We start from the raw sequence: 14,291 nt of genomic DNA, 5'->3' as shown, positions 1-14,291 counted from the left end.
CAATTAGTGTTTAATGAACGAATAGTGCCGATAGTTGGGCTTAAGTGGGGAACAAGAGTCGCTCGATTTAGCAGTGGAATTAGCCCTACAATCGGCGTAGGGCTAATTCATGAATTAGCCCTACAATCGGCGTTGTCAAATGGAAAGATGCTCCGAATCAGCACCAGAGCATTGCATCTTTCCTCTTCTGATCTGACAACGCCGAAAACCTTGTGGGGTGCGACTTTTAGACTTTTTTTATTAACGATCGCTTTTGATAATTTCCCCGATTGACTCTCATCGGGATTATGGGACATCCGGTGCGAGAATCAACAATTGTCCCTCCTTATCCTCGCGAATGGCTAGAATCGCCGGACGTTCATTTTCTGCCGACTGGGGGGATAACCCGCGAAAAACATAAGTCTAATTATTATTTTGAATTAATAACCGCCAAACTCGCGGGGGATTAACTTTACTATCATTCGTTTCTTTTCCCCGCAGCTCTTCGAGTAATTTGGTCTCACCGATAATTCGATAACCTTTGAGAGAAGGATCGGTAAAAACATCATCAGGATTGCGACCGATCGCTATCTGTTTTTCCGGTAAAACTAAAGTGATAACCGGTAAGGTAGAAGTATCATTAATTGCATCGCGACGGGCATCGCTCGATCCCTGAATTCGAGCTAACCAAAAAAGAATAATTAATAGCCAAATAACAGCGATCAAATCTTTTCGGAGAGATTCGGGAATTCCCCGGACTAATAAACCTAGAGGGTGAAATTTTTGATGAAATTTCCGTTTAAATTGACTGACAATTGAATAGGATGGCAGGGGAGACAAAATCCAGAGGGTAAATTGAATCGCAAAGGCAACGGCAACCAGTGCCAGAAACGTTCGCAGAAACGCCCCGAAATCGCCACAGAAGACCTGTATCGGCACGAAAAGGAAGGAACGCAAGGGCAAGTCCAGACGGTTAATCTCAAGGCTAAACCAGCCGAAATAGGCCCACCGATAGATCCATCCCGTAAAATAGAGAAAAATCCCCAGCAAACCGAGAAGACTGGCGAAGGTTCCTAGTATCTGTGTTCCGGGAGGGGGAGAATTCGGAGCGCTCACGGCAAAATGTCCCTGATTGGCGTTTTCGATCGCTATCCTACTCGATCGATCGGGTTCTATCGCCAGTTCTTTGTATTTTATCAAGGAGAATAACCATGTCCATCGACGATCCCCGACAAGTTCGTTTTTTAATTGAGAAAATGGAAGCGAGTTTACCAATCCCTGTGCGTGCAACTCCCGAAACGTTAAAACTAGCTGAAACAAAAGGCGAGCGATACAAACCCGATCACCAGTTTTCGATCGATAAAATTTTCTACATGGGAGACGAGGGGGGAATTATTTGTTCCCTAAAAAACGAATCGGGAAAACAAACGAGTCTTGTCTGTTCTTTAACCCATCTACGCATCGATAACTCTCATCCGTTAGCGGCGGATATTCAATCCTACCAGAAAAAGCGATCGATGCGGATCGCACTACAGGATGGTAAAACCGGAAAAGCCCTCCGTATTGCCAAACAAAACCGCCCGAACAAAGGTTTCGGAAAGTAAAAATATATTGACAAAAACCGCAGGTTGGGTTACGAATATCGCTAACCCACCGCATCCAATTATATTCGGGGAATAGGTTCGATCCCCCCTTAGTCCCCCCTTGATAAGGGGGGTGCCGATCCCCCCTGCGCCCTTGATAAGGGGGGTGTATGATAATTTTTAACGCCTACCTACTTAAAACTTGCTTTTAACACTTAAATATCCTCTGCCGTAAAATCTCCCCACGCTTCTCGTCGGGTTTTATCGATATCTTCAGCCGAGGGAGCCTGTCCTAAATCGGCGCATATACCCCATAAAGAGGGACGGGGTTGATTAATTTCTGCCGATTCCGATGCCATTTCTGCGGTAATTTTTTCGATCAGTTGCCGTTTCTCGATCGAGGATAATTTTTCCACCCACCGCATTAGCTCTTGTAGAGTCATATTTCTATCGCTTACCGCATAAAGGAGTACCTTCATAAGTTTTAACATAAAGAGAAGATAAAACGCTTCCCCTTTGACAATCCCGACGCTAAAATATGGAAAAAACCCTCTAGAAAAAACCCTAGGTTGGGTTACTGTTACTCCTAACCCACCACATCCAAGATTGAAAACAGAACCAACTAAATCCTGATCATTCAGGCAAGGTAAAGATGAAAAAACTCTACCCAATAATAACCGCAACTAGCCTAGTTTTTATCGCCTCCCTTGCTGGCTATCATCTACCAGCCACCGGCGATCGATCTCCCGTCAAGAAAATTCCCGTATTCATACCAGATGATACAAATGTATCTTTAAAAAATGGCACTTCTCTATCTGGGAGATTAATCAAGTTCGATTCCCAAGCAAAAACGATCGCTTTAGGGAGAGAATCAAAAACAAAAGAAGTGGCGATGAAAGAGATCAAACAGATAGAGTTTCAAGGCAAGGTTATTATCAAAAGCGGAGAGCTTGTTATTCGTGGGGAAGGGGGATCAAGCAATCCAAAAGAGAATAGAAAACGCTGGCAGGAACCTTTACAGAATTTCAAAATTGTTGATGTTAATGAAGGAAAAGCGGAAGTAACTATAACCTCGCTAGATCCTCTAGAAATAAGAGGGATCGAAGGGGTGGCGAGTAAGAGTTCCTACGTTGTTGAGGAAATTAAATTCAACCCCTCGGACAAAATTGAGATTCAAGTAAACCCCCGTTAAAATTCACAAAGAAGAAGCCTATTTTTTAGGCAATTAAGGAAGACTTTAAATGGGAAAGTTGGCTGATGTATTGTTCGATTATTTTTGGTGATAGTGGATCGTTTAATGTCGGATTAGCGAGGTCAAAGATGATGTCATTGATGAGATATTCCTCATCTGTTTCATAGGCGATATCTTCTCTGCATTCGATGGCATCGGCCCAGTTTTCTAAGTCGGTGGCAGATAGAGCGTTATTAAGATAGCGATCGAGAATATCGATCAGATGCTCTTTTTTTAGGGTGATAATTGCTTCGCTACTGTCCCAAGGAAAGGTTTTTAGGATAGGGAGGATAGTTGATAGGGGTTGGTCAAAGTTGACTAGGGCGTTGAGGTATTCTTGTCTATTTTTCATGGGTAAGTAGGTGGGTGAAATTAAATTGAAAATGGATTTTAGGTTCGATCCCCCCTGCCCCCCTTGATAAGGGGGGTGCCGATCCCCCCTGCCCCCCTTGATAAGGGGGGTTTGATCCCCCCTGCTCCCCTTGATAAGGGGGGTGGCGATCCCCCATGCTCCCCTTGATAAGGGGGGTTTCTGATAATTTTTAACGCCTACCTACTTAGTAATTATAATCTTTTGGTAACTGTCCATTTTGAACGCCGATTAAAGGGGAAACTATGAAAATAAACTATGATCGAGCCGCTAATGCCGCTTATATTCGTCGTTTTGAGGGAAAGGTTATTGATTCTGAGGAAGTAGCGCTGGGGATTATCTATGATTACGATGAGACGGATAGGATTGTAGGGATTGAGATTTTAGGAGTCAAACAGAGAACGGCCGAACGATTCAAAAATATTGATTTTCCGTTGGAAGAGAGTGAAAAACAAGAGATTAGACAATGGTTCGGAAAGTTAATACTAAATTGTTAAGTGATGTGAGAAATTCAGGAAATATGGGAGGTGCTATAATTGACATATTTACTCAGTCAAAAAACGATGATTAAGTTAAAAGTCACAACGGTAGGGAACTCTATGGGGGTGATTTTCCCGAAAGAGTTGGTGGAGAAGCTGCGCCTTAGTAAAGGCGATATGCTCTACGTCTTGGAAACGCCGAATGGCTTTGAGCTTACACCCTACGACCCCGAATTTGTCCAGCAAATGGAAGTGGCGGAGGAAGTGATGCGCGAAGACTGGAATGTTTTGAGAAAGCTGGCAACTTAGGCTCATGAACCAGCTAATCTGGATAGCTGATGGGGTAGCTCTCGCGATTCATCACCGCCAAATAGCCGAGCATGGTGGATTAGAGGGTATTCGAGATGAGGGGTTGCTAGAAAGCGCACTTTCCCGACCGCAAAATTTTCTGGCTTATTCTGAGTCGCCTCCTGACATGGCTTCTTTGGCAGCAGCCTACGCTTATGGGATTGTCAAGAATCACCCTTTTGTAGATGGGAAGTAGTTATGATTGCCGCATCATTTTCTATTTAGAACGAGACGAAAAAACTAAAACAGATAGGATAGTTTTGATTAACATTGGAACTCATGATGAGGTAGATTAACTAATAACTGATAGCGGAAATAACTATGAATCCCAAATTTTACGCATTACTTACCCTTTCCCTAGTGGCTACCGTCACCCTACCAGTTGTTAACGGGAAACTCTCCTCTCTCGTCCCTGCGGTAATAGCGCAAAATACGGATGGGAGGAAAGCAGAAGCCGATCAGCTTTTGCAGCAACGGATTCAACAGGCGATTGAATCTCTTCAGGAGTCTTTAGCTACCAATAGAATGATCCATAGTCGCGAACGGGAATCCATTGACTTAGGCAACTTAGGAATCATTTTCGAGTCTCTCGGACAGTACCAAAAGGCGATCGATTTTTATCAACAGTCTTTAGCTATTGCGAGGGAGATTCGTGATCGCGAAGGAGAAGCCATTTCTTTGGGGAATTTAGGAGCTGCTTACCAATCCCTCGGACAGTATAAAAAAGCAACTGACTATCAGCAACAGTCTTTAGCTATTATCCAGGAAATAGGCTATCGAGACATCGAGTCTTATCGAAAGTATTTAGCTTTGACGAGAGAAAACGGTTATCGAAAAGAAGAAGGCATAATACTATTTGTGTTAGGGAACACTTATAACTTCCTCGGAAACTACCAAAAAGGGATCGAGTTTTATCAACAGTCTTTAGCTATCATGAAGAATGTCGGCGATCGCGCTGGGGAAGCTAATTCTTTAGGTGGCTTAGGACTTTCTTACTACTCCCTCGGACAGTACCAGAAGGCGATCGAGTACCTTGAACAGTCTTTAGCAATCTTGAATAAATACGATTCTAATGGTGATGGCTTATTCGATGACTTTATAAACATAAGACCCATTAATTTAAAAACAATAATACTATTTAATTTAGGAAATGCTTACTACTCTCTTGGACAGTACCAAAAGGCTATTGACTATTTTAGACAATCAGAATCACTGTATACGGCGATAGGAACCGCATCTCAACGAATTGATAGGGGGAGAGAATACGCCTTTATCCCGGCAGCAATCGCTCGAACCTTTACCGACCAATTCGATCTCCGTAGAGAAACTGACCGAATATTTAATGAAGCTCTAACAGCATGGTATTCGGAACCAGCAGAATTAATAAGGCCACTTTCAATCAATGAAAAGAGCAGAATTAAATCGGCTAGTGAAAACCTAAAAAAAGCACTCATTGGTTATCAAAAATTAGGAGATAAACCAAAACAAGAATTTATCTTTTCCACATTAGGAGATATTTGTATATATTCAGTAGGAAATGCTTACTACTCTCTTGGACAGTACCAAAAGCCTATTGAATCTTATGGAAATACATTAGAATGTCTTAATTTTTACCAACAAGCACTAACTATACATCAATCTCAATATCAGCCTCTAGTAAATCGTGTAACAGAATCAGCATATCTCGTTAAGATTGGCCGTACTTACGCTGAATTAGATGATAAAAAGAATTCGATTAGTTACTTGCAGAAGGGTATTCTTATTCTTGATCAATTGGCTATGGATAAAACTCTGTCGGAATTCACAAAATCCGAATATATTCTATTCATTAAAGGCAATTCACTTCAGGCTCTCTGTCAGGTATACGTCAAGTTTGATGAAAAGCAGAAGGCACTAGATTGTTATAATCAAATGTTTTCTTTACCGGTTAGATTCGCCGAAGTTACAAGAGTTAGAGGTAATTTGGAAGTTGGTGATTTGTATATGAAGGAAGGAAATAATGAACAAGCACTTACTTACTATCTATCGGCGTTATCAGAATTTATTAAAACTTATGGACAAGAATATAAAGGCAATAAGGAGATGGTTCTGAGCAAAATTGGTATAGCTTACAAGATGCTAAATCGTCCGAGCGAAGCCTTAAGCTATTTAGAGCAAAGTGCTAATCTTATTATTGAGTCACGTCGTGACGTACCTCGTAAATACCGTGAAAAGCATTGGGGAGGTAATGTTTATGTCTTAGAAACGTTTCCTCACCTCATTGACCTCCTCATCCAGCAAAATCAACCCGAAAAAGCATTTGAATGGAGCAACCTCGCCACTACTGCCGATCTCGCCGATTACAATCGCCTGATTAATGCGAAAGTTGCTGATCCCGATGCACAAAAAGCACTTGATAACTGGAACACCGACAATCAACAACTCGAAGGAATGCGCCGACAACTACAGGATAAATACTCCCAAGAACTGGCACAACAGATCCGACAATTGGAGGAGAAAGTGTATAAAAATGCGGAAACTATCGGAGATAAATATCCTGAAATTGCTGAACTTTTTGAAACTAAACCCACCGACATCGCCCAACTCCAGAAAAATATCGCTCCTGATACCCTCGTTATTCAACCCGTTCCCCTCCGCGATAAAGTCGCTCTATTTCTCGTTACTAGAGAAAAATTAATCGTTATTCAAAGTGATGCAAAACGCGATGATTTTAATCAACTTGTCAGTCAATACCGTACCCAATTAGCCGACTATAAAAATGCCGACTACCTCGTTACCGGTAGTAAATTATACGAGATTTTAATCCGTCCCATTGAGTCCCAAATCGCCACCAGTTCCCCGAAAAATATCGCTATTATCGCTACCGGACAACTGCGCTATATTCCCTTTGAAACTCTCTACGATAAGAAAAATGACCAAGTTCTCCTAAAAAAATATCCGATTTATTATTTAACTCGTATCTCGACCTCTTCTCTTGCTACTCAAAAAACGAAAACAGATCGCTCCACTCTCAAAGCCTTAGCTCTAGCTAATCCCAAACCTTTTCTATTTGACACGGAGAAAAAAGAAAAAGTTGATCTTAAAGGCACAGAAATAGAAGCAGAAAGTATCAGCAAAATCTTTCCGGGAAGTGAAAAATATCTCGGTACAAACGCAACTCTAGATATATTCAAAAAACAAGCCTTTCGCTTCTCGATTTTACACTTAGGAACTCACGGCTGTTTTGACCTCGCTGGCTGTCCTAATTTGGATATGCAAGCTAATACTATTCTTTTCGCCAATAAAGAGCAATATAACATCGCTGATGCCGCATTATTAGGCTTAAAAAATACCGAATTAATCACCCTGAGTGCCTGTCAAACCGCCAAGGAAGCCAACGCAGACGGCCAGGAAATTTCAGGACTTGCTTACGTCCTAGAAAGAGCCGGTGCTAAATCAGTAATAGCCAGTCTTTGGAATGCTGAAGATAATACCAGTGACGAAATTATGACCCAATTTTATCAAAATCTCAAGAATGGCATGACTAAAAGTGAAGCCATGCGACAGGCCAAACTGAGTCAAATTAAAAGCCATCCTTATTTTTGGTCGCCCTTTATTTTGATTGGGGCTGCTAATTAAGTAGGTAGGCACAATTATTTGTAGGATGGGTTAGCGGTAGCGTAACCCATGCGGGCGTTGGGTTTCATGCTTCAACCCAACCTACGTTCATTTTATATTTAATTCCACCCACCCACTTAGGGTTTGCTGAAAAAGTACGGGCGAAGCATTCGGATAGAAAATCTACGGTTTCACCGATAGGTTATTGCCCGAATGCTTCGCCCCTACAGGACACGGGCCGATGAAGACGCAAGGTGTTGAAGCACGATTCTTTCAAAATCTTGCACCTGTTTCACGAGAAAAGCCACAAAACCCTTACCTTGCCTACATTTCACATTTATTCAGCAAACCCTACTTAATCCCAACCTTGGCGAGATTTTACAATTCCCGACGACCTTCTAAAGCTCTCGCTAAGGTTACTTCATCAGCGTATTCCAGATCGCCGCCCATGGGCAACCCAAAAGCGATACGGGTAACTTTAGTGAAGGGTTTCAGTAAACCCCCGATATACAAAGTCGTGGTTTCTCCCTCGACACTGGGACTGATAGCTAAGATAACTTCCTGAATTTTTTTCTGGCTGACTCTGGTGACTAAAGACTGTATATTTAATTGATCCGGTCCAATCCCATCCATAGGCGAGATAACACCGCCCAAAACGTGATATTTGCCCGAATATTCCCTAGTTTTCTCCAAAGCAATCACATCTCTGGAGTCAGCTACCACACAGATAGTCCCCGTTTCCCGGTTAGGATTGCGGCAAATTTCGCAGATCGGTTCGGCCGAAAGATGAAAACAAACCTGACATAATCCTACTTGTTTTTTGGCTGCCACGATCGCCTGGGCCAATTCGATCGCATCTTGTTCCGGTCGTTTGAGAATATAGAGGGCCAGACGTTGAGCGCTTTTGGGTCCCACCCCGGGTAATTTTTGTAACTGCTCGATCAAACGAGCTAAAGGCGGTGTATAAATAGCAGTTAATCCTCTTATCAGTTTTTTAGCCGTCAGGAGTCGGTCGTCAGGATTCAGGAGTCGGTCGTCAGGATTCAGGAGTCGGTCGTCAGGAGTCAGGAGATTGGTTTTATTTATAGCGTTTCCTGTTGGCAAGAGGTACATTGTCGATGGTGAAAAGCTTAATCAGCAAAGGTTTAACTGTGCCACACAGGCGTGAGAAACGCTATATTCTCCCTGCTCCCTAGTTCATAATTAATAATTCATAATTCATAATTCCCCACTGTTTACTGCTCACTGTTTACTAACTAAGACCTTTTTGGTAAACGGACATCGATAACACTGGTGTTGAAATTATAATTATCTCCTTCTAACTCGATTAAAGTGCCAATTTTCACCTTTTGACCGCCAACAACCGCACCAGTATCAGTAACTTCCGCTTGACCACTGAGAGTCATAATCATATCTTGAGAATAGTTTTCCGTGCGGGGATCGGGTAGGACTTTTACACTACCATCCGGCTGCGGAACTAAGACATTTCTCGATAAAGGTTTAACATTTTTTATATCCACTTGACCAGCCGGTTGATTACGAATAACAATATTAGTTTTCTTCTCGGTATTGAATTGATTAATCAAAGCATTGGGATTGAGAACACTTAAACCCCGGACAATAACATCCACTTCTATGGGTTCTTTGGTAACTTGAGCGATCGTACTTTTACCACTTGTCCCCGGTACAACAAAAATACCGATAATTGTCAATAAAATTACTAAGGCCGCTCCGATATCAAGCAAGCTAAATTTACCGAATAAACGTCCTTTTGAGTCTAATAATTGCATAAGCGGTTCACTATAAAATTTTGGGGAGAAGGGAACAGGGGAACGGGGTGATGGGTAGGGTTGATTCATGAATCAACCCTACTATGAATCAACCCTAGGGTGATGGGGGATGGGGAGAAAATACAAATAATCTCCTATCTCCTGTCTCCTGACGACCGACTCCTGAATCCTGCCTCCTAACGGCTAGTAAATTCTATCACGATCGGAATCTTGGTCGCAGACAGGAAGTCTGACTTAAGATAGAAGATCGGAGTCTCACACGGAGCGATCGATAGACAATGGCGGGTAAAACTCAACTTAAGAAACTAGAAAAGCAATTATCTCCAATCGATCTGACCCCTTCTGACGGTAACAACCTCGAAAAAGTTGCCCCCGTTAAACATTGGTCGATCGAAGATAGCGAAAATCTCTATCGCATCCAAGGCTGGGGAGAACCTTATTTCTCGATTAATGCCGCAGGAAATATTACCGTCTCGCCTCAGGGAGAAAGGGGCGGTTCTTTGGACTTATACGAGTTAGTTTCGGCGATTAAGCGGCGAAATATCGGTTTACCCCTGTTAATTCGGTTTAGTGATATTTTGGAAGACCGGATCGAGCGCCTGAATGCCTGTTTTAACCGAGCGATCGCCCGTTATAATTATCCCAACGTCTATCGCGGTGTCTATCCGATCAAGTGCAATCAACACCGTCACATCGTCGAGTCTTTAGTGCGTTTTGGTAAACCCTATCAATTTGGGCTTGAGGCTGGTTCAAAACCTGAGCTAATGATTGCTTTAGCTACCCTAGAACCTGCCTTAAACGGCAAAAATGACAAAACACAACCATTGCTAATTTGTAACGGCTATAAGGACAAAGAATACCTGGAAACTGCTCTTTTGACCACTCGTCTCGGTCATCGGCCTTTGATTGTCATCGAACAATTGGAAGAATTATATTTAACCCTGCGCGTCAGTCGTCAGTTAGGAATTGCCCCTCATTTGGGAGTGCGTGCGAAACTGGGGACAAAAGGGGTGGGCCGTTGGGGATGTTCCACCGGAGACCGGGCAAAATTCGGTTTAACCGTCCCGGAAATCTTAACGGTGGTGACGGAATTAGAACAAGCGGGGATGTTAGATTGTCTGCAACTGCTGCACTATCATATCGGGTCGCAAATCTCCGCTATTAGCGTCATTAAGGATGCTATTCGCGAAGCTAGTCAGATTTATGTGGAATTAGTGAAATTAGGGGCAAATATGACCTATCTCGATGTAGGAGGGGGTTTAGGGGTCGATTACGATGGCTCAAAAACTAACTTCTACGCCTCGAAAAACTACAATATGCAGAATTATGCCAATGATATCGTGGCCGAGGTCAAGGAAGCTTGTGAAGATGCCCAGATTTCACCCCCAATTCTCATCAGTGAAAGTGGCCGGGCGCTCGCTTCTCATCAATCGGTGTTAGTCTTTGATATCTTGGGAAGTAGTGAGGTTCCCCAAAATCCCCCCGATCCCTGCAATGGGAAAGAACACCTCATCCTCCGTAATCTCTGGGAAACCTATACGGGTATCGATGAGCGCAATTATCAGGAAGCTTATCACGATGCGGGACAGTTCAAAGAGGAGGCGATTAGTCTGTTTAATTTCGGTTATCTCAGTCTCAAAGAACGAGCTAGAGCCGAACAATTGTACTGGGCTTGTTGTCACAAAATTCTGCAAGTGGCCCGACAACAGGATTATGTTCCCGATGACTTGGAAGACTTAGAGCAAATTATGGCCTCAATTTATTATGCCAATCTCTCGGTTTTTCAGTCAGTTCCCGATAGTTGGGCGATCGATCAACTATTTCCAATTATGCCGATCCATCGTCTCGATCGAGAACCTACCCAAAGAGGGATTCTCGCCGATTTAACCTGTGATAGTGACGGGAAAATTGCCCAGTTTATCGATTTGCGCGGGGACGTAAAATCAGTTTTAGAATTGCATCCGTTGGAGTACAAAAACGGTAAACATTCTCCAGAACCCTATTATCTAGGAATGTTTTTGGTGGGTGCTTATCAAGAGATTATGGGCAATTTACATAATCTTTTTGGCGATACTAACGTGGTACATATTCAGATGAGTCCCAAGGGATACGATATCGAGTATCTAGTCAAAGGAGATACGATCACGGAAGTATTAAGTTATGTACAATATTCTGCGGAAGACCTGTTAGAAAGAATTCGTCTTCGTTGTGAACAAGCTTTGCAGGAAAATCGCATGACTGTGGAAGAATCCCAATTACTCCTACAGGATTATGAACGCAGTTTGCGACGCTATACCTATCTAGTGGGTGGGGATTGATGATTGCTCTTGCCGATCGAGTAATCGATCGAGGATGATAGAAAATAGACAAAATAGATAGGCAGTAAGGGGAAGCAGTGGAAAAGGGAACGCTGGTAGAATTTCGAGTCCAAGGAGAAAGGCGCTTAGGGGTGATCGATCGCCCAGAAGGTAAAAAAGATTGGATCGTCATCGATCAAGGGGGAAACCCGCATAAACTGCGTCCCCAACGCTTCGATTACATTATCAAAGCAGGTCCGTCCAACTATAAAGAGATTGGCAATTTTCTGCGGGAAGTCCAACCCTATCTAGACCCTAGTGGTTTAGAAGTGGCCTGGGAATTATTAGCCGGGGAAAATCAGTTAGTCACTCCCGAAACCATGGCCGAGATTCTCTTTTCCGATCGCAGTCCGCAGTTTTGCTATGCGGCCCATTGTCTCTTGAGTGATGATAAAGTTTATTTTAAAAATAAAGGGGATGGTTACGAGGCCCGCTCGGAAAATCAGGTAGAGGAAATCAAACACCAGCTAGAGGTGGAACAACAGCGTCAACGGGAAAAAAGCCAATTTCTCCAACGTCTCCAGCAGGCCTTGGCCGGTGAAACGGTAGAATGGTCAGAAAGCGATCGAATTCGTCTGGAATCTCTAGAAAAATTTATCCTCCAACCCGAACAAAAATATCCAGCAGCCATGGACATACTCTCGCTGCTGGGCCGTTCCCAAACCCCCGAGGCTGCTTTTGAATTGTTAGTCGATTTGAAATGGTGGAGTAGTCACGAAAACCTTTTCCTGCGACGCAGTTCCTACCCCGTTCAATTCTCGAAAAAGGTACTTGATGTGGCGCGTCTTAATTTACTCAATCCCCCTGCGGATGCGGATGTCAACAATCGTCTCGATTTAACCCACCAAAAAATTTATACCATCGACGATGAAAGTACCGAGGAAATCGATGACGGATTATCGGTGGAAATTCTCGCGGATGGTGGTCATCGTCTCTGGATTCATATTGCCGATCCTAGCCGTTTAGTGCTTCCCGATGATGAATTAGACCTAGAAGCGCGTCGTCGCAGTACCAGTCTCTATCTTCCCACGGGAATGGTTCCCATGTTTCCCCTAGAGTTGGCCGCCGGTCCAATGAGTTTGGTACAGGGTAAACTTTGTCCTGCCTTGAGTTTTGGGGTAATCCTCGATGAAACGGGGGCGATCGCCGATTATCGGATCCATCCTAGTACAATTAAACCCACCTATCGCCTCACCTACGAAGATGTGGACGAAATGTTACATCTGGATCTGCAGCATGAACCGGAAGTGAAGATTCTCAACCGTTGGGCAAAACAACGCCACGCATGGCGCAAATCTCAGGGATCGATTAACATCCAAATGCCAGAATCATCCATTAAGGTGAAGGATAACGACGAAATTATCGTAGAATTGCAGGAAGTTTCTCCATCTCGGCAATTAGTGGCGGAAATGATGATTTTAGCCGGAGAAATCGCCGGTCGCTACTGTCAGGAACACGAGATACCCGTGCCTTTCCGCGGACAACCACAACCGGAATTACCCCCCGATGAGGAGTTAATTTTACTACCCGCCGGCCCTGTGCGTTCCTGTGCCTTGCGTCGCTGTATGCCGCGCAGTGAGATGACGACGATTCCTAACCGTCATGCTAGTCTGGGATTGAATACCTATTCCCAAGTAACTTCGCCAATTCGCCGTTATACTGACCTTTTGACCCATTTTCAACTAAAAGCCCATCTCCGGGGCGATCAACTGCCTTTTACCCGGGATAGAATGCAGGAAATTCTCTATAGTGTCGCTAGTTCGGCCCAAGAAGCCACCTCGGTGGAACGACAAACTAATCGTTATTGGAGTTTGGAATTTTTGCGACGACAGGGAGATCAAGTCTGGCAAGCTTTGGTTTTACGCTGGCTGCGGGAAGAGGAAAATTTAGGCTTGATTTTATTGGAGGAATTGGGGTTAGAATTACCCCATCGTTTTGAGCGATCGGTATCTTTAGGCGATCGCTTTCAAGTACAAGTTAGTCGCTCTGATCCCCACCGCGATGAGATCCGTTTTCGCGAGTTATCAGGTTTTGTCTCCTCCCAAGCAAGTTAATCTCTCGCGGAGTCAGTATTCAGGAGTCGAGAGATAGGGTGATAGGGATTTACGGGGTTTAGGGAAATTTCAGCCAAATGCTCCACTCCCCCACACCCTGCCACCACAGAAAAGCTTTTTACCGCAAACCCTCAATACGGTTCTTCGGTTTCTTTTATGCAAAGGAAAGGATTGCCAAAGATGAAATCCTTATATAGAAAGGCATTTAGCGATTTTTGTTAATTGTTTTTGATCTAGAGCGAACTAATCAATTAAGTCTTTTGCCAGATAAGAATTTAGTCCATTTATGCCACCCTATCGAACTATACCAAGTAACGAAGAACCGTCTGTTTTTACCTATAATGTCGGCTTGAAGGAACCCTCGGTTTCACCTCGGAGATGAAAAGCTGACCAGCATACAACAGCGAAGCACGACTAAGAATAACTCTAATCTATAGTTGCCAATTTAATTTTAGTATGCTAGAGTAGTTTGCGTGGTAGGTCGATAACGCAAAATGTTTGTT

Annotated in this window: 14 protein-coding genes and 1 pseudogene; 10 read left to right on the top strand and 5 right to left on the bottom strand. The window is 43.4% G+C overall.

What is annotated here, in order from left to right; all coding sequences use genetic code 11:
- On the top strand, nt 1–273 hold a 273-nt coding region (locus PX482_RS17180; protein ID WP_288024207.1), incomplete at its 5' end, for a hypothetical protein.
- A gap of 12 nt (nt 274–285) precedes the next feature.
- On the opposite strand, the pseudogene PX482_RS17175 reads toward PX482_RS17180, so the two are convergent.
- Nucleotides 286–1,179: pseudogene (locus tag PX482_RS17175) on the bottom strand (hypothetical protein).
- Between the two features lie 11 nt (nt 1,180–1,190).
- Here PX482_RS17175 and PX482_RS17170 point away from each other — a divergent pair.
- Nucleotides 1,191–1,583: a hypothetical protein gene (locus PX482_RS17170; RefSeq protein WP_002748454.1), complete on the top strand. Its 393-nt coding sequence runs from the start codon at nt 1,191–1,193 to the stop codon at nt 1,581–1,583.
- A 194-nt stretch (nt 1,584–1,777) separates the two neighbouring features.
- On the opposite strand, the gene PX482_RS17165 is transcribed toward PX482_RS17170, so the two are convergent.
- Entirely contained in the window at nt 1,778–2,041 is a 264-nt protein-coding gene (locus tag PX482_RS17165; protein ID WP_287970217.1) for a hypothetical protein, read from the bottom strand.
- Between the two features lie 173 nt (nt 2,042–2,214).
- Here PX482_RS17165 and PX482_RS17160 point away from each other — a divergent pair, with 173 nt between their 5' ends.
- Entirely contained in the window at nt 2,215–2,754 is a 540-nt protein-coding gene (locus PX482_RS17160; RefSeq protein ID WP_288024203.1) for a hypothetical protein, read from the top strand.
- Nucleotides 2,755–2,779: 25 nt separating this feature from the next.
- Here the strand turns inward: PX482_RS17160 and PX482_RS17155 are convergent, their stop codons facing one another.
- The gene (locus PX482_RS17155) at nt 2,780–3,145 is read right to left on the bottom strand and encodes a hypothetical protein (protein ID WP_288024200.1); all 366 of its coding nucleotides are present in this window, start codon (nt 3,143–3,145) and stop codon (nt 2,780–2,782) included.
- 263 nt (nt 3,146–3,408) lie between these two features.
- On the opposite strand from PX482_RS17155, the gene PX482_RS17150 reads away from it, so the two are divergent.
- The 4 genes from PX482_RS17150 to PX482_RS17135 all read left to right on the top strand — a co-directional run bounded on the left by PX482_RS17150 (nt 3,409) and on the right by PX482_RS17135 (nt 7,608).
- Nucleotides 3,409–3,660: a DUF2283 domain-containing protein gene (locus PX482_RS17150; RefSeq protein WP_072924165.1), complete on the top strand. Its 252-nt coding sequence runs from the start codon at nt 3,409–3,411 to the stop codon at nt 3,658–3,660.
- Nucleotides 3,661–3,726: 66 nt separating this feature from the next.
- Nucleotides 3,727–3,951: an AbrB/MazE/SpoVT family DNA-binding domain-containing protein gene (locus tag PX482_RS17145; RefSeq protein ID WP_012267820.1), complete on the top strand. Its 225-nt coding sequence runs from the start codon at nt 3,727–3,729 to the stop codon at nt 3,949–3,951.
- A gap of 4 nt (nt 3,952–3,955) precedes the next feature.
- Nucleotides 3,956–4,186, top strand: coding sequence for a type II toxin-antitoxin system death-on-curing family toxin (locus PX482_RS17140; RefSeq protein ID WP_238141869.1), 231 nt, complete (start codon nt 3,956–3,958; stop codon nt 4,184–4,186).
- A 125-nt stretch (nt 4,187–4,311) separates the two neighbouring features.
- Complete coding sequence (locus PX482_RS17135; RefSeq protein WP_288024466.1) at nt 4,312–7,608, top strand: CHAT domain-containing protein; 3,297 nt, start codon at nt 4,312–4,314, stop codon at nt 7,606–7,608.
- Nucleotides 7,609–7,965: 357 nt separating this feature from the next.
- Here PX482_RS17135 and recR read toward each other — a convergent pair whose 3' ends face one another.
- Nucleotides 7,966–8,556, bottom strand: a complete 591-nt coding sequence (gene recR / locus PX482_RS17130; protein WP_043999193.1) for a recombination mediator RecR — start codon at nt 8,554–8,556, stop codon at nt 7,966–7,968.
- 287 nt (nt 8,557–8,843) lie between these two features.
- A complete protein-coding gene (locus tag PX482_RS17125; protein ID WP_002737551.1) occupies nt 8,844–9,377 on the bottom strand; it encodes a DUF4330 domain-containing protein in 534 nt (177 codons plus the stop codon).
- Nucleotides 9,378–9,655: 278 nt separating this feature from the next.
- Here PX482_RS17125 and speA point away from each other — a divergent pair, with 278 nt between their 5' ends.
- From speA to PX482_RS17110, 3 genes are all read left to right on the top strand, one after another.
- Complete coding sequence (gene speA / locus PX482_RS17120; protein WP_002760593.1) at nt 9,656–11,695, top strand: biosynthetic arginine decarboxylase; 2,040 nt, start codon at nt 9,656–9,658, stop codon at nt 11,693–11,695.
- Between the two features lie 77 nt (nt 11,696–11,772).
- Nucleotides 11,773–13,788, top strand: a complete 2,016-nt coding sequence (locus PX482_RS17115) for a ribonuclease catalytic domain-containing protein (RefSeq protein WP_002760592.1) — start codon at nt 11,773–11,775, stop codon at nt 13,786–13,788.
- Between the two features lie 215 nt (nt 13,789–14,003).
- Nucleotides 14,004–14,141, top strand: a complete 138-nt coding sequence (locus PX482_RS17110; protein ID WP_288122742.1) for a hypothetical protein — start codon at nt 14,004–14,006, stop codon at nt 14,139–14,141.
- Nucleotides 14,142–14,291 lie beyond the last annotated feature (150 nt).

The organism is Microcystis sp. M53602_WE12, assembly GCF_030065455.1.
GTDB lineage: Bacteria > Cyanobacteriota > Cyanobacteriia > Cyanobacteriales > Microcystaceae > Microcystis > Microcystis aeruginosa.
Note: the sequence above shows the minus strand (reverse complement) of the source record. Positions and strands in the feature narration are given on the sequence as shown.